This window comes from Acidobacteriaceae bacterium, from assembly GCA_035944135.1.
Lineage (GTDB): Bacteria > Acidobacteriota > Terriglobia > Terriglobales > Acidobacteriaceae > Granulicella.
The window spans coordinates 229368-249046 of sequence record DASZBM010000008.1 but is presented as its reverse complement, the minus strand read 5'-3'; the positions used below and the strand labels follow the sequence as shown (position 1 = coordinate 249046).

Annotated in this window: 19 protein-coding genes; 15 read left to right on the top strand and 4 right to left on the bottom strand. The window is 62.1% G+C overall.

The window, feature by feature from the left end:
- Window positions 1–104: 104 nt before the first annotated feature.
- The 3 genes from VGU25_13645 to VGU25_13635 all read right to left on the bottom strand — a co-directional run bounded on the left by VGU25_13645 (window position 105) and on the right by VGU25_13635 (window position 2475).
- The gene (locus VGU25_13645; GenBank protein HEV2578246.1) at window positions 105–707 is read right to left on the bottom strand and encodes an outer membrane beta-barrel protein; all 603 of its coding nucleotides are present in this window, start codon (window positions 705–707) and stop codon (window positions 105–107) included.
- 206 nt (window positions 708–913) lie between these two features.
- Entirely contained in the window at window positions 914–1411 is a 498-nt protein-coding gene (locus VGU25_13640; protein ID HEV2578245.1) for a hypothetical protein, read from the bottom strand.
- Between the two features lie 143 nt (window positions 1412–1554).
- On the bottom strand, window positions 1555–2475 hold the full coding sequence (locus tag VGU25_13635; GenBank protein ID HEV2578244.1) for a LysR family transcriptional regulator: 921 nt from the start codon (window positions 2473–2475) through the stop codon (window positions 1555–1557).
- A gap of 133 nt (window positions 2476–2608) precedes the next feature.
- Here VGU25_13635 and VGU25_13630 point away from each other — a divergent pair, with 133 nt between their 5' ends.
- The 15 genes from VGU25_13630 (at window position 2609) to VGU25_13560 (ending at window position 19090) form a co-directional block, all read left to right on the top strand.
- Entirely contained in the window at window positions 2609–3787 is a 1179-nt protein-coding gene (locus tag VGU25_13630; GenBank protein ID HEV2578243.1) for a 2-isopropylmalate synthase, read from the top strand.
- 130 nt (window positions 3788–3917) lie between these two features.
- Window positions 3918–5021 carry a 3-isopropylmalate dehydrogenase gene (leuB, locus tag VGU25_13625; protein ID HEV2578242.1) on the top strand — a complete coding sequence of 368 codons (1104 nt, stop codon included), beginning with the start codon at window positions 3918–3920 and terminating at the stop codon, window positions 5019–5021.
- Between the two features lie 11 nt (window positions 5022–5032).
- Window positions 5033–5803: a hypothetical protein gene (locus VGU25_13620; GenBank protein HEV2578241.1), complete on the top strand. Its 771-nt coding sequence runs from the start codon at window positions 5033–5035 to the stop codon at window positions 5801–5803.
- Window positions 5804–5819: 16 nt separating this feature from the next.
- Window positions 5820–7310 (top strand): 3-isopropylmalate dehydratase large subunit, encoded by a 1491-nt coding sequence (leuC, locus tag VGU25_13615; protein ID HEV2578240.1) that lies wholly within the window; start codon window positions 5820–5822, stop codon window positions 7308–7310.
- On the top strand, window positions 7310–7948 hold the full coding sequence (leuD, locus tag VGU25_13610; GenBank protein ID HEV2578239.1) for a 3-isopropylmalate dehydratase small subunit: 639 nt from the start codon (window positions 7310–7312) through the stop codon (window positions 7946–7948). The genes leuC and leuD overlap by 1 nt, the downstream gene beginning before the upstream one ends.
- Before the next feature lie 18 nt (window positions 7949–7966).
- Window positions 7967–9673, top strand: coding sequence for a dihydroxy-acid dehydratase (ilvD, locus tag VGU25_13605; protein ID HEV2578238.1), 1707 nt, complete (start codon window positions 7967–7969; stop codon window positions 9671–9673).
- Window positions 9674–9749: 76 nt separating this feature from the next.
- A complete protein-coding gene (locus VGU25_13600; GenBank protein ID HEV2578237.1) occupies window positions 9750–10883 on the top strand; it encodes an acyltransferase in 1134 nt (377 codons plus the stop codon).
- 76 nt (window positions 10884–10959) lie between these two features.
- Window positions 10960–11529, top strand: coding sequence for a hypothetical protein (locus tag VGU25_13595; GenBank protein ID HEV2578236.1), 570 nt, complete (start codon window positions 10960–10962; stop codon window positions 11527–11529).
- A 19-nt stretch (window positions 11530–11548) separates the two neighbouring features.
- The gene (gene ilvB, locus VGU25_13590; protein ID HEV2578235.1) at window positions 11549–13321 is read left to right on the top strand and encodes a biosynthetic-type acetolactate synthase large subunit; all 1773 of its coding nucleotides are present in this window, start codon (window positions 11549–11551) and stop codon (window positions 13319–13321) included.
- The gene (locus VGU25_13585) at window positions 13321–13836 is read left to right on the top strand and encodes a hypothetical protein (protein HEV2578234.1); all 516 of its coding nucleotides are present in this window, start codon (window positions 13321–13323) and stop codon (window positions 13834–13836) included. The genes ilvB and VGU25_13585 overlap by 1 nt, the downstream gene beginning before the upstream one ends.
- A gap of 41 nt (window positions 13837–13877) precedes the next feature.
- A complete protein-coding gene (ilvN, locus tag VGU25_13580; GenBank protein ID HEV2578233.1) occupies window positions 13878–14492 on the top strand; it encodes an acetolactate synthase small subunit in 615 nt (204 codons plus the stop codon).
- Between the two features lie 12 nt (window positions 14493–14504).
- Window positions 14505–16322, top strand: a complete 1818-nt coding sequence (locus VGU25_13575; GenBank protein ID HEV2578232.1) for a beta-L-arabinofuranosidase domain-containing protein — start codon at window positions 14505–14507, stop codon at window positions 16320–16322.
- Between the two features lie 53 nt (window positions 16323–16375).
- Window positions 16376–17416: a ketol-acid reductoisomerase gene (gene ilvC / locus VGU25_13570; GenBank protein HEV2578231.1), complete on the top strand. Its 1041-nt coding sequence runs from the start codon at window positions 16376–16378 to the stop codon at window positions 17414–17416.
- A gap of 110 nt (window positions 17417–17526) precedes the next feature.
- On the top strand, window positions 17527–18021 hold the full coding sequence (locus tag VGU25_13565; GenBank protein ID HEV2578230.1) for a DinB family protein: 495 nt from the start codon (window positions 17527–17529) through the stop codon (window positions 18019–18021).
- 40 nt (window positions 18022–18061) lie between these two features.
- Window positions 18062–19090, top strand: coding sequence for an NAD(P)-dependent alcohol dehydrogenase (locus VGU25_13560; GenBank protein ID HEV2578229.1), 1029 nt, complete (start codon window positions 18062–18064; stop codon window positions 19088–19090).
- Between the two features lie 72 nt (window positions 19091–19162).
- Here the strand turns inward: VGU25_13560 and VGU25_13555 are convergent, their stop codons facing one another.
- Window positions 19163–19450 carry a DUF427 domain-containing protein gene (locus VGU25_13555; protein ID HEV2578228.1) on the bottom strand — a complete coding sequence of 96 codons (288 nt, stop codon included), beginning with the start codon at window positions 19448–19450 and terminating at the stop codon, window positions 19163–19165.
- Window positions 19451–19679 lie beyond the last annotated feature (229 nt).

The following is a 19679-nucleotide window of genomic DNA, read 5'->3' as shown; positions in this document are numbered from 1 at the left end:
GAGATCAGAAGATTAGATATCGGAAACCAAAAAGAAAGGCCCGGCGAGTGCCGGGCCTTTCTTTGTAGCGAAGCTACATCCGAGAATCTCTGTTCTCTTGTCTCTTAGAAGTGGTACGCGATGCCAATTGCCGGTGTTTGGTTGACGTAATAGCGGTTCGTCTTCCAGTTTGGATAACCAAAGTCTGGAGCCTTGGTGACGAATCCGCGATACTCCACACGGATATCAAAGCTCGGGCTCAGCTCATACGCCAGACCGCCGCCGAACAGGCCGCCGATATTCGTGTTCTGCTTGGTGTCGAGGTTTGAGGTCCCGTTGTCCTTAATCGGCGTGAAGATCATTCCACCCACGCCGGCCTCGACGAAGGGGTTGAAGCGTCCATAGGTTCGGGAATAAACGTAGGCGCCAGTGGCCTCCTCCTGCCGAGTGTGCACGAAGCCGCTGTAGCCGCTGACGCTGTTGTAGCGGATCGTATTCTGCGCGAACGAGTAGTTGAGCTCGAGGGCGCTGCGCGGCGTCAGCATGTAGCGGTAGCTGACTAGTGCGCCACCTGTCATCGTCGTATGCATCGGGAAGACGCTGAGTCCGTTCACGTCAGGAGCCACGACTCCCGTAAAGCTGATACTGGCATCCTGCCGGCTCTCCTGCGCATGTCCTGCGGTAACAAAACCCAGCAGCAGAGCGCCCAGCAACATCATTTTCTTCATGCGTAGCGAAACCCCTTCACCAATCGAGCACTTCTCCCCGGTCCGAATCGGCCGTCCCGAAGACGAATTGCCAGCGGGTCGTGGGGCGCTCTGATGCCTAATTGTACCTGTACAAACGCCGACTGAACTGCAAGGCCCCTTCTTTCCACAGCTCTGCAGCAAGCGAATGGGCGCGGATTGCTCCGCGCCCACTGATGGTTCGTGACTTAACTTTGCGGCCGAGGTGGCGGCGGAGGCGGAGGTGGCGGTCCTCCGGCGGGTGCCCCCTCGGGTCCTCCATTCCGCATGCGATCGCGCATCTGTTGCTGCATCGTCGCAAATTTCGTCTTCTGATCCGGCGTTAACAGCGCCTCGATCTTGTCGTTCTCCGCCTTGCGGAGCGACATCGCCTGCGAGCGCCGATCATCCTGCGAGAGCGACGAATTCGAGCGTAAGGCTTCCATCTTCGTACGGCTGTCTTCGAGGATGGTCTTCACCTGCGATGTCTGATCGTCCGTCAGGTTCAGCTCGTGCTTCATTCGCTCTGCCCGGCGACCGGGATCCATCATGCCGCCGCGAGGTCCGCCGCCATTAGGCGGTCCCATCTGGCCCTGCGGAGGAGGCGGTGGCGTCTGATCCTGCGCGACAGCAGCGCCTGCCGCCGCAATACTCAGTCCACACGCAAGCACGGCCGAGCGAACCAATATGTTCCTTTTGCTTGTCATACCTCACACTCGCTTTCTGCGAAAGTGCGCCAGGTCGGGCCCAAATCGGCGGCGCGCACCGACTACACCATAGAGACGACTGCCCGCGCAAATGGTTCCAAAGAGCAGATCTGAATTTTTGCGGGTCCAAACCCCGCTGGAGATCAAGCCCGTTCCGTGATGAAGCAGAAGGGGTCGCCGTGCTCCTGTGCATGCCCCTCCACGAGGCGCAGGAAGGCCTGGGCTGCATGGGAGAGGGTCGCCTGTCTGCGCAGTACCAACCGGAGCCGGCGCTCCAGCGGAAGCTCAGGAACGGCAATGCCCACCAGGGCGCCGTTTTCCAGCTCGCTCTCTACAGTCAGCTTGGGGACGAGCGCGACGCCGTCTCCCTGCTGAACAAATCGTTTGATGGCGTCCAGGCTCGGCAGCTCGACCTCCATCTTCAGCGGCTGCTTGTGCCGCTTGAACGCCGCAATCACCTTCTGCCGCAGTGGCGAGGGCACGTTATGCGCAACGAAGCTCTCGCGTCCGAGCCGCTGCAGCGTCGCCTTTCCAGCCTTCGCGAGTGGATGCGACGGACTCACCACGCACACCAGCTCATCGCGATAGACCGCTATCGAGCGCACCTGGGGATCTTCCGGCCGGAAGCTGACCACGCCCATGTCGACCGCATGCTGAAGGACCTCATCCGATACGCGGCTGGCCAGTGTTCGCTGGACGGCTACCTTCACCCGCGGATGCTCGCGCCGGAAGGCATGAATCAGCGGCAACAGATACAGGCAGGTGTACTCATTCGCGGCCAGCGTCAGTTTCCCAGTGTGCATCGATCGGAGGTCTGCCAGGGCCGCACTGGCATCGGAGCGCAGGTTCAGCATCTTTTGCGCATATTCCTTCAGGACCTCGCCGGCGTCGGTCAGGGTTCCGTCGCGCGAACTACGCTCCAGCAGGGTCTCGCCCAGCTCGGACTCCAGCTTCGCGATAACCTGGCTCACGGCGGGCTGCGTCCTATGTAAACGTGCCGCCGCCCGCGAGAAGCTGCGTTCCTCCGCCACTGCCAGAAACGTCTCCAGTTGAAAGAGATCCATCCCAGTCCTTATCCTTCTTTGTCGGCCACTTACGCCTGCAACTGTGGGCTATAGAGGCATTAGAAGTACGAATACATCGCTGCACCATCATAAGGGCAGGTTATGCTGAATAACAACGGAAAGGTCACCGGCCATGGCACTCTCCAACCAGATCGTCTTTTTTGACACCACACTGCGCGACGGCGAGCAGTCACCCGGCTGCACGATGCACCACAACGAGAAGCTCCGGATGGCGCACCAGCTTGCTACGCTCGGCGTGGACATCATTGAAGCCGGGTTTGCCATCGCGTCGCAGGGCGACTTCAACTCGGTGAACGCGATCGCCAAAGAGGTGAAGGGTCCGCGTATCGCTTCCCTCGCCCGCTGCAAGCGTGAGGACATCGAGGCGGCCGCACGCGCCGTTGAGCCTGCCCCCAAAAACCGCATCCACACCTTCCTCGCCACCTCCGACCTGCATCTCGAGGCGAAGCTGCGCATCTCTCGCACCCAGGCGATTGACCAGGTGGGCGAGTATGTCCGCCTCGCATGCAGCTACTCCGACGACGTTGAGTTCTCGACGGAGGATGGCACGCGCTCTGATGTCGACTTCCTCATCCAGATGGTCAATGTCGCCGTGCAGGCGGGCGCCACGACCATCAACATTCCGGACACGGTCGGCTACACCACGCCGGCGGAGTACAAGGCACTGTTTGAAAAGGTTCGCGCGAACGTGCCGGACTCCGACAAGATCATCTTCTCCACGCACTGCCACGACGACCTCGGCATGGCCGTAGCCAACTCGCTTGCAGGAGTTGATGGCGGCGCAAGACAGGTCGAGTGCACGATCAACGGCATCGGCGAGCGCGCCGGCAACGCCGCACTCGAAGAGATTGCCGCCGCGCTCACCACGCGCCACGACCGCTATCCGTACACCTCGAACATCGTGATGAACCAGCTCTATCCCACATCAAAGCTCCTCGGCGAGATCATCAGCTTCACCTGCTCACCCAATAAAGCTGTCGTCGGCGCCAACGCGTTCGCGCACGAGAGCGGCATCCACCAGCATGGCGTGCTCGCGAACCCGCTTACGTACGAAATCATGACGCCCGCATCGGTCGGCTTCACAGGACAGAACATCGTGCTTGGCAAACACAGCGGCCGCCGCGCTCTTGAACACCGCCTCTCCGAACTTGGCCACAAGCTCTCGAAGCCCGAGCTCGACGCTGTCTACCTGCGCTTCACCGAACTCGCCGACCGCAAAAAATCTATCTACGACCAGGACATCCTCGCGCTGCTGCACGAGCCCCTGGCTGAGGTTGCCAACGTTCCGTAACCCAAATGGTCGTGGCGCATCTTCGCGGTCGTTGCGCCCTTAGCGTCAATGCTTTCGCCTTCGCTGTTGCTTTTCTTTCTGTCATTCCCGAAGGGAAACTGCTTCTCTTCCAGCACCCGTTGAGGAACCCATGAAGTTAAAAATCGCTATCCTCGCCGGAGACGGCATCGGCCCCGAGGTCACTCGCGAAGCTGTCAATATCCTCAAAGCCGTCGCAGAATTCGGCGGCCACGAGTTCACCTTCCCCGAAGCGCAGATCGGCGGCGTCGCCATCACCGCGGCAGGTACACCCCTGCCGCAGCAGACCATCGACATCTGCCTCGAGTCCGACGCCGTTCTCCTCGGTGCCGTCGGCGACAACAAGTTCAACCACCTCACGCCGGACAAGCGCCCGGAGGCCGGCCTGCTACAGATTCGACAGGCGCTCGGCGGCTTCGCGAATCTGCGCCCTTGTCTCGCGTTCGCCGCGCTGGGCGATAATTCTCCGCTTCGCCCCGAGGTCACCAAAGGCGTCGACATCCTCTTCGTCCGCGAACTTCTCGGCGGCCTTTACTTCGGCCAGCCGCGCTGGTGGAACAAAGAGACCGGTGAGGCCATCAACACGATGCGCTACACCAAAGATGAGGTCATCCGCGTTGGCCGCATTGCCTTTGAGCTCGCACGCAAGCGCCGCAAGAAGCTCACGCAGGTGGACAAGGCCAACGTGCTCGAGTGCTCGCAGCTTTGGCGCGCGACCATCGACGAGCTCAAGGCCGAATACCCCGACGTCACCGTCGAGCACCAGCTCGTCGATTCAATGGCGATGCACCTGATGAATATCCCGCGCAACTTCGATGTCGTGCTCACCGAAAATCTGTTCGGCGACATTCTCTCCGATGAGTCCGGCATCATCACGGGATCGCTCGGCATGCTCCCCTCCGCTACGCTCGGCGGAAAGGTCAATCTGTACGAGCCCGTGCATGGTTCCGCGCCCGACATCGCCGGTCAGGGCAAGGCCAATCCGCTCGGCGCGATCCTCACTGCCGCGATGTTGCTCCGCCATTCCGCCAATCTCGAGGAGGACGCGCGCGCGATTGAGGTCGCCGTCGACAAGGTCCTCGCCGCCGGGCACCGCACGTCGGATATTGCGCGCGGCAGCACAGGTGCCAATGTCACCACTCACGAGATGGGCAAGCTCGTACACGAAGCACTGGCCCAATCCATCGATAAACAACAATCGCTCCACGCCGTCTAGACCATCCAGCAATGCGCCGCACACTCCAACTCGCCGCCTTCGCGCTGCTCCTCACGGCAGCCGCGGCAATGCGCTCGCAGATCACAAGTTCCGACACTCTCGTCGCGACACCGCCGCACAATCCCGCGCGAGGTCCCGTGAAGCCCACCGACAGCCTGCAATGGCTATGGTCCTTCGCGAAGCCCGAGCCGATCGGCCGCGCCAGCGACCTTCGCTACGACGCACGGTTCCATACGCTGCTCTCCGACGATTTCAACCAGCGGCAAGCGATGTGGGGGCCTGACCCAGACCGCAATCCACCGCTCGATGCCGTCATCCCGCTCTTCCTCTCGCGCTACGGCACCGTGACCGCACAAGGCAATCGCTATCTCACCATCGACGGTTGCGTTCCTGACTTCTGCGCCGCGCACGGCTTGCTCTGGGTTGATCTCGGGACACCTCACCCGCTCGTGATCTTCGCCGGCGTGACCTGGTCAGCCGAGTCCCACACTACGGACGAAGCCGCCGCCAGGTACGACCTCTGGCTCTATCCCAACCGCGAGCTCAGCCCCGACGATCTGCCCATTGCGTTCACCGAGACCATCTCGCACTGGGACGCACGCCTCGCCGCCGCGCATCGTCTGGTTCCGCACATAGAGCACACGCTACTCGTCGAGCCCAACGGCGCGCCGCACGAGCTCTCGCCGTCTCTCGTCGGAGCCAACACCATCGCTCCGCAACCCGACACCACCGCGCAGGATGATCAGCCCGCGCGCAGCACGCAACTCAAACCACGCAACTGAATCCAGGTCGAGAACCATGAACACGAACTCCAGCACCAACCAAAAACCCCAAACGATGTTTGAAAAGGTCTGGCGAAACCACATCGTGGCCGAGCCCGAAGGCGAGCCGACCATCCTCTACATCGACCTCCAACTCGTACACGAGGTCACTTCGCCGCAAGCGTTCGATGGCCTGCGCCTGGCCGGCCGCAAGTTGCGCCGCCCTGATCGCCACATCGCCACGGTCGATCACAACGTGCCCACCACGTCTGCGCACGACCGTCTCGTCATCGCCGATCAGATCTCCGCCGCACAGGTCAACGCGTTGCGCAAAAACTGCAAAGAGTTCGGCATCGAGTTCTTCGACGTGCAGGACCCCGGCCAGGGCATCGTGCACATGATCGGCCCCGAACTGGGCGCAACCAAACCCGGCATGACCATCGTCTGCGGCGACTCGCACACTTCGACACACGGAGCCTTCGGTGCGCTCGCATTTGGGATCGGAACGAGCGAAGTAGAACACGTGATGGCCACTCAGACCTTGCCGCAGTCAGAGCCAAAGACCTTCCGCATCAACGTCGAGGGCGAGCTTCCCTTCGGCGTCACCGCGAAGGACATCATCCTCGACATCATTGGCCGCATCGGCACCGACGGCGCCACAGGCTACGTCATCGAGTACGCCGGCTCAGCCATCCGCGCTCTCTCGATGGAAGGCCGCATGACCATCTGCAACATGTCCATCGAAGCAGGTGCGCGCGCCGGCATGATCGCGCCCGACGAAACGACCTTCGCCTACCTCAAAGGCCGACGCTTCTCGCCCAACGGTGAAGCGTGGGATCGCGCCGTCGAGCACTGGCGCTCGCTCGTCACGGACGATGGCGCGACCTTCGACCGCGAACTCAACATCGACGCGACAAAACTCGTGCCCACTGTGACCTGGGGCACGTCGCCCGGCATGGTCACTACGATTGACGGCGCAGTTCCCTCACCCGAAGACGCACCAACCGAGGCGGACAAAAAGTCCTTCACCCGCGCGCTCGAGTATATGGACCTCAAGCCCGGAACGAAGCTTGAGGACATCAAGGTCGACGCCGTCTTCCTCGGCTCCTGCACCAACGCACGCATCGAAGATCTCCGCGCCGCCGCCAAGGTCGTGCGCGGTCACCACGTCGCGACAACCGTCCGCGCGATGGTCGTTCCCGGCTCGCAGCGTGTGAAGCATCAGGCCGAAGAAGAAGGTCTTGACGTGATCTTCAAGTCCGCCGGCTTCGAGTGGCGCGAGCCCGGCTGCAGCATGTGTCTCGGCATGAACCCCGACATCCTGCAACCCGGCGAGCGCTGCGCCTCCACCAGCAATCGCAACTTCGAAGGCCGCCAGGGCCGCGGAGGCCGCACGCATCTCCTCTCGCCCGAGATGGCCGCAGCCGCCGCCATCACTGGCCACCTCACCGACATCCGCAAGTGGAAGCATGAGCACGCGGAAGACTTCAACGCAGACCAGATCCTCGCGCCAGGAGGTTCGCGCTAATGGAACCCATCAACATCCTCACCTCCACCGCCGTCCCGCTGCCGCTGCCCAACATCGACACGGACCAAATCATCCCCAAGCAGTTCCTCAAGCGCATCGAGCGCACGGGTTACGGCGACTTCCTCTTCTACGACTGGCGCTACAACCTCGACATTCCTGACCATGTCGAACCTCGCCGCGACTTCATCCTTAACAAGCCTGAATACAAGGGCTCCGAGATCCTCATCGCCGAAAAGAACTTCGGCTGCGGCTCCTCGCGCGAGCATGCCGCATGGGCCATCAACCAGTACGGCTTCCGCGCCGTCATCGCACCCAGCTTCGCCGACATCTTCTTCTCGAACGCCGGCAAGAACGGCATCATCCTCGCCGCGCTCACCGACGCCGAAGTCGAAACCCTCATTCAACGCAGCACCGCAAACCCGAAACACCTGATCACCATCAACCTCGAAGCCCAGACCGTCACCGACGAGCAGGGCTTCCACGCCCACTTCGACATCGACCCATTCCGCAAATACTGCCTGCTGAACGGCCTCGACGACATCGGCCTCACCCTCCGCCACGAAGCCGACCTCAACAAGTTCGAAACCAAACACGACCACGAGTTCTGGTCCGCACCGAAGGCCAACGAAGCCGCATAGTCGAAAAGGAAAATCGAAGTGTCAGACGCACCGAAGAATCTCCCCGCAGGCAAAACAAACTCCGTCGTCCTCACCGAAGGCCCTTCGCGCGCCGCTGCGCGCAGTTACTTCCGCGCCGTCGGCTTCAGCAAAGAAGACCTGCACAAGCCCATCATCGGCATCGCCAACACCTGGACCGAGGTCGGCCCCTGCAACTTCCATCTCCGCCAGGTCGCCGAGGCCGTGAAAGAAGGCATCCGCGAAGCCGGCGGCACGCCCATGGAGTTCAACACCATCACCGTGCACGACGGCATCACCATGGGCACCGAAGGCATGAAGGCCTCGCTCGTCTCGCGCGAAGTCATCGCCGACTCGATCGAGCTCGTCACGCGCGCCAACTCCTTCGACGGGCTGGTTTGTATAGCTGGATGTGACAAGAACATGCCTGCCGCCATCATGGCCCTCGCGCGCCTCAACATCCCCGGCCTCATGCTCTACGGCGGCTCCATCGCGCCCGGCGTGCTGCATCAGCCCGATGGCACCAACAAAGAGATCACCATCCTCTCCGTCTTCGAAGCCATCGGCTCGCACGCGGCCGGCCGAATAAACGACGACCAGCTCGAAGCCGTCGAAGCCGCAGCCTGCCCCGGCCCCGGAGCCTGTGGCGGCCAGTTCACCGCCAACACCATGGCCATGGCCGGCGAGTTCCTCGGCATCTCGCCCATCCAGCTCTCCGGCGTACCGGCCATGAGCAAAGAAAAGCACGCCGCCAGCCGCGAAGCTGGCCGCATGATCATGGAACTCGCGCGCAAGCAGGTCAAGCCGCGCGACATCCTCTCGCGCGACGCCATCGACAATGCCATCGCCGCCGTCGCCGCATCCGGCGGCAGCACCAACGCCGTGCTTCATCTCAAGGCCATCGCGCACGAACTCGGCATCGACCTCACGCTCGAAGACTTCGACCAGATCTCTGACCGCACGCCCTTCATCTGCGACCTCTCGCCCGGCGGCAAGTACGCGGCCACGGATTACCAGAACGCCGGCGGTTCCCGCCTGCTTGCCGCGCGCCTGAAAGCGCACGGTTCGTTGAAAGACATCCCCACCGTCAGCGGCAAGAACCTCTTCGCCGAAGCCGACGCCGCGGTTGAAACTCCCGGCCAGGTCGTCATTCACAACTGGGACAAGCCGCTCAAGCCCACCGGCGGCCTCGTCATCCTGCGCGGTAATCTCGCGCCGGACGGCTGCGTCATCAAGGTCGCCGGCCACGAGCGCCTCAACCACACCGGCACCGCCCGTGTCTTCGACCGCGAGCAGGACGCGTTCGACGCTGTCGAGCACGGCAAGATCAACCCCAACGACGTCCTCGTCATCCGCTACGAAGGCCCCCGCGGCGGCCCCGGCATGCGCGAGATGCTCGCCGTCACCGCCGCCATCAAAGGCATCCCCGAGCTGAGCGAAACCGTCGCGCTGCTCACCGACGGCCGCTTCTCCGGCGCCACGCGCGGCCTCATGGCCGGCCACGTCGCTCCCGAAGCCCAGCTCGGCGGCCCCATCGCCGCCGTCCGCGAAGGCGACACCATCACCTTCGACATCCCCAACCACAAACTCACACTCAATATCTCCGACGAAGAGATGAAGTCGCGCCTCAAAAACTTCAAAGCTCCCGAACCTCGCTTCAAACGCGGTGTCTTCGCCAAATACGCCAACTCAGTAAGCAGCGCCAGCGAAGGCGCCGTGACAACCTAGTTGTTTCCGGGATACGGCTTCAAGCATTTCCCTGGAGCCACCACAAATTGAAGTCATCCCTTTCAGGACACCCTTCATGATCCGGACCGCCCCAGCAGCTGTTGCAGTAGCAAATCCGCCCACCCCGATGGAGCATCACAGGTTTCATTTCCTTGATGCACTTCGAGGTATCGCGGCTGTTCTGGTCGTATTCCGGCATGCCCCTCAGATCTTTCAGCGGGGCCTCTATACGCGCAACAGCTACTTGGCCGTAGACTTCTTTTTCTGCCTCAGTGGATTTGTCGTCGCATTTTCGTATGAAGGGCGCCTTGCGAGTTCTATGAAGTTCCGCGACTTTGCAGTCGCTCGCATCATCCGCCTCATGCCCATTGCAATCCTTGGGGCCGCCATCGGAGCTATTGAGCTTGGCCGTGACCGATATTTGGTGGGTCATTTGTTCATCGGACGACTGGCCGGCTTGTTCCTCATGAATTCCGTCATGCTCCCGCACCTGCCGAAAGAGATGTTTCCACTGGATGAGGTCATGTGGTCGCTGTGGGTGGAGCTCATCGCCAACTTCGCCTATGCTGCTCTCGTTCGTGTTCGTCTTGCAGGAACAGGTCTGCTGTTTGGCATCTCCTTTCTGTCATTTGTTGGATTGGCGTATGAACGTAAGGTTCATGGAACGTTCGATCTGGGATACGCACCGGCAAATGCGCATGTCGGTCTGCTCCGCGTGGGAGTTTCGTTCTTTATTGGAGTGCTCGTCCTGCGTCTGTACAGAAGGTGGGCGCCTTCCAGGCTCCACAACCGCAGGGCCATTCTTGCGATGCTCTTCGTGGTTGGTGTTCTCGTTTTTTCGTTGTGTAACAACGCCTGGTTTTCAGGACTCGCAGCAGTGGAGATGTTGACCGTCGTCGTCGTGTACCCGGCCATCATCTACCTCGGAGCTCGCGCCATTCCACCCAGCGCATTTGTCGCTCCCTGTGTAGTCCTCGGCACGGTTTCCTATGTTGTCTATATCCTTCATCCGCCTTTGTTATGGTTTCTGGGCCGACATGCTGTTTTGCAGCTTGGAGCAGCACATCCGGGTCTCACCAGGCCGACAATGCTGATATATACCGCTTTCATCGTGGCGCTTTGCTGGGCGGTTGCACATTTTTATGAATCTCCCATACACCAATGGCTCAGCCAGACCTATCGGACACGTGCAGTCAGGAGACTTGCATGAACAATCAACACCCCACGCTCACCGGCAGGTTCGCTTACTAACGCAACATTACACAGCTCGCACTCACGAGACCTCATTGATCGAAGCCCTCAAATCCCTCTTCAACCTTGCCACCGCGGCACGCAACGAAGGCCACGATGACGAAGCCGAGCGCCTGTACAAGGAAGCTGCCGAAGAAGCCCGCGCACAGGACACGGTGGGCCGCGCCGAAGCGCTCATCGGTACGGCTCAGATCCGGCGTCACCGGGGCGATCGATCAGGTTCTTCGATCTATCTCTCCGAGGCCATCACTCTGCTCCGCAACGAATTCGCCACACAACCCGAGTGCATCGCGCCAACGCTCGCTTACGCGCTCACGCATGCCGCCGAACTGCGCAGCGAACTCGGGGAAAATGCAGTCGCGGGCACACAGATCGAAGAAGCCATACGCCTCTACCGCGCCATTGAACCTCTGCCGACGCTCGACCTTGCCAACGCGCTTCGCGTCTCCGCGATGAACAACGAACGTGAAGCGCTCTCCGCCTGGACCGAAGCGCAAACTCTCTACATCACGATCTCGCAGAACCCCGGTATCGACGAAGCGCAAAAGCACCTCGACTGCCTCCAACAGATCGCACCGGAAGCAGCTAACCGGCCCCGCAGCTAACACAGCAGGAGACCACCGTATGGCCAGCAAGAATCAACACCCCACGCTCACCGGCTCCGAGATCCTCTGGGCCACGCTCGCGGGCGAAGGCACCACCACCGTCTTTGGCTATCCCGGCGGAGCCATCCTCCCCGTCTATGACGCGTTGCGCAAGTTCCCCACCATCCACCACGTTCTGGTGCGCCACGAGCAGGGCGCTGCGCATATGGCTGACGGCTACGCGCGCGCCTCTGGCCGACCCGGCGTCTGCATGGCCACCTCCGGCCCCGGCGCGACGAACCTCGTCACCGGCCTCGCCACCGCGATGCTCGACAGCATCCCCATCGTCGCCATCACCGGCCAGGTCTCGTCCAAAGTTCTCGGCAGCGACGCCTTCCAGGAGATCGACATCACCGGCATCACGCTGCCGATCACCAAGCACAATTTCCTCGTCACCCGCGCCGAAGACATCGCTCCCGCCGTCCGCCAGGCCTTTCAGATCGCCACCTCCGGACGTCCCGGCCCCGTGCTCATCGACATCACCAAGGACGCACAACAGGCCTCCGCTATCTTCGACTTCGACGCCGCCAAGCCTGCGCCCTATCGCCCACATCCGATGCTGCGCGCCGAATCTTGCGCAATCCGCGAAGCCATCGATCTAATCCAGCACTCCAAAAAACCAGTCATCCTCGCCGGCCACGGCATCGTCGAATCCGGCGCGGAGCGCGAAGTACTTGCCTTCGCAGAAGCGCTGCAGATCCCCATCGCTTCGACCCTGCTCGGCTTGGGCGCCATCCCCGCCGGCCATCCACTCTCGCTCGGCATGATGGGCATGCACGGCGAATCGTGGGTCAACAACGCCATCCAGCAGTCCGATCTCCTCCTCGCCTTCGGCATGCGCTTCGACGACCGCGTCACCGGCAACCTCGCCAGCTACGCTCCCAACGCGAAGAAGATTCACGTCGAGATCGATCCCTCCGAGATCAATAAGAACGTCCGCGCCGACGTCGCCCTCATCGGCGACCTCAAAGAAGTGCTGCAACTTCTCCTCCCCCTGTTGTCATCCCGCAGCGAAGCGGAGGGATCTGCTTCTCGCGCATGGCTGCAGGAGATCAACAAGTCCAAAGGCACCGCCGCCGTCCGCGACATCATCAATCTCCCCGACAACGGCCACCTCTACGCCGCGCACGTCATCCACGACATCTGGAAGGAAGCACGTGAAGCAGGAAGATTAGAAAACACCATCATCGTCACCGACGTCGGCCAACACCAGATGTGGGAAGCGCAATACTTCAAGCACGAGTCCCCGCGCTCGCTCGTCACCTCCGGCGGCCTCGGCACCATGGGCTTCGCTTTACCTGCCGCCATCGGCGCAAAGTTCGCCTGCCCTGAAAAAGACGTCTGGGTCATCGCCGGCGACGGCGGCTTCCAGATGACCGCAGCCGAGCTCTCCACCATCGTGCAGGAAAAACTCGCCATCAACATCGCCGTCATCAACAACGGCTTCCTCGGCATGGTGCGCCAGTGGCAGGAGACCTTCTACGAGAAGAACTACTCCGCCTCGCCCATCCTCTCGCCGGACTTCGTCATGCTCGCCGCCGCGCACGGCATCGACGCCGCCAACGTCACCAAGCGTGCCGAGGTCACACCCACAGCTACGCGCGCACGCACTAGCGGCAAACCCTTCCTCATCAACTTCGCCGTTGAAAAAGAAGACGGCGTCTACCCCATGATCACGCCCGGCGCCGCCCTCCACGAGATGGTCCGCCGCCCACAAAAAGACCCGCTCCTCGAAACCGCGGAGGACGAGTAATGCGCCTTACTTTTGCGGCTACAGGTTTGATGGTCATCATTGCGACGGGCTGCAAATCCGCGCCCGCGCCCACTCCCGCACCTTCATCACCCGTCATCGCGAAACCCGCCTATTCCCCACGCCCCACCATCACCCCGCCACCCTTCCGCGTCTTCCACACCACCGACAACTCCATCACCCTCGTCACCGACGCTAACGCCACTGACGACCAGATCGCCGCCATCCTCTGGCAGCTCCACGACGCAGCCCGCGCCCACACCTTCGACAAACTCCACATCTCTCAACAATTCGTCGACAAGCGCGACCCCATGATCTGGTTCCACGTCTACCGCGGCGCAAAATGCGCGAGCGAAAAATACACCACCGGCAAACTCCCCTGCGGCCCCAGCTATCACGCCGCCGGCGACTACACCCTCGGCAGCTTCTCCAACAAGAACCGCGACGACGCCGTCCTGCTCCACGCCGACGACAAACAAACCGAACTCTGGAATCCCGACGCTCCACCCACGTCTTAGCTTTATTCACTGTTCACTACTCACTATTCACTGAGACCTCCATGCTCCACACCTTCGTCGCCATCGTTCAAGACAAGCCCGGCACGCTCACCCGCGTCGCCTCGCTCTTCCGCCGGTTGAACATCAACATCGTCTCGCTCACCGTCGGCGAATCCGAGCGCCCCGACACCTCGCGCATGACCATCGTCTGCGAGGCCCACGAGCACGCCGCGCATCGCATCCGCGCCTCGCTCTACAAGCTCGAGACCACCATCGACGTCGACGAGGTCAACCGCGCCGAAGCCGTCGTCCGCGAGCTCTGCCTCATCAAGGTTGCCGCCGGCCCCAACCAGCCGCACGGCGTCCACTCACGCTCGCAGATCTTCGAGCTCGCCAACGTCTTTCGCGCGCGCGTCGTCGACCTCGCACCCGAATCCATCATGCTCGAGATGACCGGCTCCGCCTCCAAGATCGAAGGCCTCCTGCAGGTCCTTCGCGAAACCGGCTACGAGGTCCTCGAGGTCTCACGCACCGGCCGCATGGCCATGCGCCGCGGCCACCACACCGGCCGCGTCCTCAAAGCCCTTGGCAGCAAAGCCGACGAACCACAGAACGCCGCCGCCGACCCCGACGTTCTCTCACGCAATGAGATCCTCCCCACTGAATTCGAGGACTAGGACACTGAAGCCATGAACCGCCGCGAGTTCCTCAAGACGAGCACCGCCGCCTCTGCCGCAGCACTCTCGCCGAGCACACTCCATGCGCTCGCGCCTGATCCCGCGTCGCCTTTGCGCCAGCTCGACTACTCGCAGGTCGCCCTCCTCGACTCACCCTTACGCACGCAATTCGATTACAACCACGCTTTTTTCCTCGCGCTCGATAACGACCGCCTGCTCAAACCCTTTCGCCAGCTCACCGGCATGCCCGCGCCCGGCGAAGACATGGGCGGCTGGTACTCTCCATCCCCTGATTTCGACCCACCCAAAAATTTCACTGGCTATGTGCCCGGCCACACCTTCGGCCAATGGGTCTCTGCGCTGTCACGCATGTACGCCGCAACAGGCGACAAAGCCACGCAACAAAAAGTCCACGCACTGCTCACCGGTTTCGCCGCAACCGTCTCGCCGAAGTTCTACGCCAACTACTGCCTCCCCTGTTACACCTTCGATAAATCCATGTGCGGCCTCATCGACGCACATCAGTTCGCGCAGGATCCCATCGCACTCGACGTCCTCGGCCATGCAACCGACGCCGTGCTTCCTTACCTGCCGGACCACGCGCTCACACGCCGCGAGATGGCCGCGCGCCCGCACCCGAACATCGCCTACACCTGGGACGAACCCTACACGCTGCCCGAAAACTTCTATCTCGCATACCTTCGCAGCAACAACCCGCGCTATCGCCAGCTCGCGCAGCGCTTCTTGCAGGACAGCGCCTACTTCACACCGCTCTCACAAAATCACAACGCGCTCATCGGCGAGCATGCCTACTCGCACGTGAACGCGCTCAACTCCGCCATGCAGGCATATCTCGTCGACGGCAGCACAATGCACTTCGATGCCGCGCGCAATGGCTTTCGCTTCGTGCAGGATCAAAGTTTCGCCACCGGCGGCTGGGGACCGAATGAAACCTTCCAGGATCCTACGTCCAACGGTCTCGCCGACTCACTCCACACCACGCACGCCAGCTTCGAGACACCGTGCGGATCCTACGGCCACTTCAAGATCACACGCTATCTCATCTGCGCCACCGGCGATCCGGCCTACGGCGACAGCATGGAGACCGTGCTGTACAACACCATCCTCGGCGCGCGTCCCATCCAGCCCGACGGCACCAGCTTCTACTACTCCGACTACAACAACGACGCACACAAGTTCTTTCATAACGACAAGTGGCCCTGCTGCTCGGGCACCTTCCCGCAGGTCACCGCCGACTACGGCATCAGCTCCTACTTCGCCACGCCACGCGGCCTCGCCGTGAACCTTTATCACCCTTCGCGCGTCTCGTGGAAGCAAGCCGGCGCGAACGTCACCCTCACACAAACCACCAGCTATCCCAGCAACGGCGAAGTAACTCTCGCGCTCAACACCGACCGCACTCGCAGCTTCCCCATCGCTCTCCGCACCCCTGCATGGGCCGGCCCCGCAACGCACGCTCTGGTCAACGGTCGCACGGCGCCCGGCCTCGCTGCACATCCCGGCACATGGCTGGTCATGGACCGCGAGTGGCGCAACAACGATCGCATCGAGCTCACACTCGACATGCCGCTGCGGCCCGTTCCGCTCGATCCCAACCACTCGAATCTCGTCGCGCTGATGCGAGGTCCAGTTGCGCTGTTCGCTGTTCTGCCGGCCTCTGACAAAGTCACTCGCCAGCAGCTTCTCAGCGCGAAGCAAACATCGCCCAGCTCAAACCAGCACACCGTCGCGACCGATAGCGGCAGCATCAACTTCCTGCCCTTCACCTCCATCACTGACGAGCACTATCGGCTTTACCAGCAGACCTGAATCGCTCGCGCAAAGTTCATCACCAAGTACTCCACAAAAAAGGAAGCAACAACATGGCAAAGACCTACCACGATCAAGACGCTGACCTCTCTCTCATCCAGGCCAAGAAGGTCGCCATCATCGGCTACGGCTCGCAGGGCCACGCGCATGCGCTCAACCTCAAGGACTCCGGCGTGCACGTCAAAGTCGGCCTGCGCCCCGGCTCCGCGAACGCCAAGAAGGCCGAGCTCGCCGGCCTCGAAGTCACCTCGCCCGCCGAAGCTGCCAAGTGGGCTGACGTCGTCATGCTCCTCGTCCCCGACCAGACCGCCGCGAAGGTCTACAAGGAGATCGAAGCCGGCCTGCAAATCAAAGGCTCCGACGGCCAGCCCAAGACCCTGATGTTCGCGCACGGCTTCAACATCCGCTTCCGCACCATCACTCCCCCGACAGATCTCGACGTCTCGCTCGTCGCTCCGAAAGGCCCCGGCCATCGCGTGCGCGAGGTCTTCACCGAAGGTGGCGGCGTTCCCGCGCTCGTCGCTGTCGAGCAGGATGCCTCCGGCAAAGCTCTTGCCAACGCGCTTTCCTATGCCAAGGGCATCGGCGGAACACGCGGAGGAGTGCTCGAAACCACCTTCACCGAAGAGACCGAGACCGACCTCTTCGGCGAGCAGGCCGTCCTCTGCGGTGGCACCGCCGCACTCGTAAAAGCAGGGTTCGAGGTCCTCACCGAAGCCGGCTACCAGCCCGAACTCGCCTATTTCGAGGTCCTCCACGAGCTCAAGCTCATCGTCGATCTCATGTATCGCGGCGGACTCGAGTACATGCGTTACTCCATCTCCGACACCGCCGAGTGGGGCGACTACATCGCCGGCCCGCGCATCGTCACGCCCGCCGTCAAGGACGCCATGCGCGGTCTCCTCAAGGACATTCAGGACGGCAGCTTCGCGAAACGCTTCATCGAAGACCAGAACACCGGCCGCAAGCAGTTCGAGAAGTTCCGCGAGCAGGAGCGCAACCACCCCGTCGAGAAGGTTGGCGCCGAGCTCCGCAAATCCATGCCCTTCCTCGACCCCGTCAAGGTCGAAAACGGCACCGTCGTCAAAGCGTAAACCTCAAAGCGCCCTCAAGAAAACCGGGTGCCCCATTCATGACGACAGCCTTATCGTCGTCATGAGTGGGGTATTCTTCTGGAGCCTGACTGTCTCCCGCGGAGCGCGCGATGCCTCTCTCCATCTCCGTCGAAAATCTCCTCGCCTGGAATGACGCCACTACGCAGCACTGGCGCGACTTCTTCCACGCCAATCCCCTGCAGCTCCTTCTGCCCTGCGACATCCGCAACAGCAAGACCGTCGCTGACACGCTGCAGCACATTGTCGCCGTCGAGCTCCGCTACGCCCAGCGCCTCGCCGGCCTCCCCGAATCTTCCTACGACGAAATCCCCAAAGACTCCATCGACACGCTCCTCACCGCGCACACGCTCGCCTTCGATTTGGTGCGCACCCTCCTCGCGAACCCCTCCTACGACTGGTCCACCGAGATCACCTTTGACACCCTCACTCTCGGCCGCCTTCGCGCCTCTCGCGAGACCATCCTCCTGCACCTCACCCTCCACAGCATTCGCCACTACGCGCAGCTCGCCACGCTCCTCCGGCAGCAGGGCTTCAAACACACCCAGCCCATGGACTACCTCTTCATCGCCGCGCAACGCGCCTGATCCGCCGCGACCACCCGCACCCCAACCTCATCCAACCGCCATGCCCACTGCTCTTCGCCTGAACGCCTTCGGCCTCGAACACCTCGCACTCGAGGCTGCCCCACTCCCGGCGCTCGGCCCCACCGACGTCCACGTGCACCTCCACGCCGCCTCGCTCAACTACCGCGACCTCATGGTCGCCCTCGGCCAGTACAACCCCAAAATGGCCCTCCCGCGCATCCTCGGCTCCGACGCCGCGGGCGAGGTCGTCGCCGTCGGCCCCGCCGTCACCCTTTTCAAGCCCGGCGACCACGTCTGCAGCCTCTTCTTCCAGGATTGGCTCGACGGCGAAATCCAGCCGCTCACCGGCAAGTCCGCCCTCGGCGGCGCCATCGACGGCGTCTTCGCCACCGAGCGCGTCCTCCCCGAAACCGGCCTTATCCTCGCGCCCGCACACCTCAGCTTCGAAGAGGCCGCCACCCTCCCCTGCGCCGCCCTCACCGCCTGGAACGCCCTCGTCGAACAGGGCCACCTCCGCGCCGGCCAGACCGTCCTCGTCCAGGGCACCGGCGGCGTCTCCCTCTTCGCCCTTCAGATCGCCCGCATGCACGGCGCCACCGTGATCCTCACCAGTTCCTCCGACCAGAAGCTCGACCGTGGCTGCCGCCTCGGCGCTCACCGCACCATCAACTACAAGTCCACACCCGACTGGGACAAAGCCGCCAAAGACCTCACCGCCAACACCGGCGTCGACCACGTCGTCGAAGTCGGCGGCCAGGGCACGATCGCCAGATCCCTCAGCGCCGTCCGACCCTCCGGCCACGTCCACGTCATCGGCGTCCTCTCCGGCAGCAACCCCGACGCCGGCTCAGGTATCGACGTCCGCTCCATCCTCACCAAATCCGTTCACATCAACGGCATCTACGTCGGCAGCAGGGCCATGTTCCAGCGCATGAACGCCGCCATCTCCGCCAACCACCTCAAGCCCGTCATCGACCGCGTCTTCCCGCTCTCAGAAGCCCGCGCCGCCTTCGAGCACATGCAGAACGGCAGCCACTTCGGCAAGATCGTCCTCTCGCTAACCCGCTGAAAACACAATCCCTGACGCAGAAAGCCCCTGCGCTCTGGCAGGGGCTCACCTAACTGAATTGTGTTCAGGACGTTAGGTCGTAACGATCTCAACTCCGCGCCAGAACGCCACATGGTGCTTCACTGACTTCGCAGCCGGCTTCGGGTCAGGGTAGTACCACGCCGCGTCCAGATTCTCCTGGCCGTCCACGAGCACCGTATAGTACCGCGCGCGTCCCTTGGACGGGCACGTCGAGCTGCTCGAGCTCGGCCGCAGATACGCCCGGTTCACGCTCTCCTCTGGGAAGTAAATGTTTCCCTCGACGGTCTCAACCTTGTCGCTCTCCGCCAGGGTTTGTCCGTTCCAAATCGCCTTTGCCATATCGCCTTCCTGTCTTTTCAGTCAGATAGAAGCAGCCCGGCTCTTCCGCACCTGTCCAGAGAGCTCAGTGGCCGCAGCCTATGCGGCTGGTCTAACAGCAGTTTATCACGGTTGTACCGGAAATGGAAAGTCCAGCTTCGTATTCCTACAGAACTTCATAGAAACCAATAGCTTTATTGATTAGCTAAAAACGAACGCAGCTCCTGCATCCTGCGCATTGCCGGCTATA

Bases quoted from the DNA above. Each gene is read 5' to 3' on its own strand.
- VGU25_13645 (HEV2578246.1), bottom strand. From the start codon at position 707: ATGAAGAAAATGATGTTGCTGGGCGCTCTGCTGCTGGGTTTTGTTACC.
- VGU25_13640 (HEV2578245.1), bottom strand. From the start codon at position 1,411: ATGACAAGCAAAAGGAACATATTGGTTCGCTCGGCCGTGCTTGCGTGT.
- VGU25_13635 (HEV2578244.1), bottom strand. From the start codon at position 2,475: ATGGATCTCTTTCAACTGGAGACGTTTCTGGCAGTGGCGGAGGAACGC.
- VGU25_13630 (HEV2578243.1), top strand. From the start codon at position 2,609: ATGGCACTCTCCAACCAGATCGTCTTTTTTGACACCACACTGCGCGAC.
- leuB (HEV2578242.1), top strand. From the start codon at position 3,918: ATGAAGTTAAAAATCGCTATCCTCGCCGGAGACGGCATCGGCCCCGAG.
- VGU25_13620 (HEV2578241.1), top strand. From the start codon at position 5,033: ATGCGCCGCACACTCCAACTCGCCGCCTTCGCGCTGCTCCTCACGGCA.
- leuC (HEV2578240.1), top strand. From the start codon at position 5,820: ATGAACACGAACTCCAGCACCAACCAAAAACCCCAAACGATGTTTGAA.
- leuD (HEV2578239.1), top strand. From the start codon at position 7,310: ATGGAACCCATCAACATCCTCACCTCCACCGCCGTCCCGCTGCCGCTG.
- VGU25_13600 (HEV2578237.1), top strand. From the start codon at position 9,750: ATGATCCGGACCGCCCCAGCAGCTGTTGCAGTAGCAAATCCGCCCACC.
- ilvB (HEV2578235.1), top strand. From the start codon at position 11,549: ATGGCCAGCAAGAATCAACACCCCACGCTCACCGGCTCCGAGATCCTC.
- VGU25_13585 (HEV2578234.1), top strand. From the start codon at position 13,321: ATGCGCCTTACTTTTGCGGCTACAGGTTTGATGGTCATCATTGCGACG.
- ilvN (HEV2578233.1), top strand. From the start codon at position 13,878: ATGCTCCACACCTTCGTCGCCATCGTTCAAGACAAGCCCGGCACGCTC.
- VGU25_13575 (HEV2578232.1), top strand. From the start codon at position 14,505: ATGAACCGCCGCGAGTTCCTCAAGACGAGCACCGCCGCCTCTGCCGCA.
- ilvC (HEV2578231.1), top strand. From the start codon at position 16,376: ATGGCAAAGACCTACCACGATCAAGACGCTGACCTCTCTCTCATCCAG.
- VGU25_13565 (HEV2578230.1), top strand. From the start codon at position 17,527: ATGCCTCTCTCCATCTCCGTCGAAAATCTCCTCGCCTGGAATGACGCC.
- VGU25_13560 (HEV2578229.1), top strand. From the start codon at position 18,062: ATGCCCACTGCTCTTCGCCTGAACGCCTTCGGCCTCGAACACCTCGCA.
- VGU25_13555 (HEV2578228.1), bottom strand. From the start codon at position 19,450: ATGGCAAAGGCGATTTGGAACGGACAAACCCTGGCGGAGAGCGACAAG.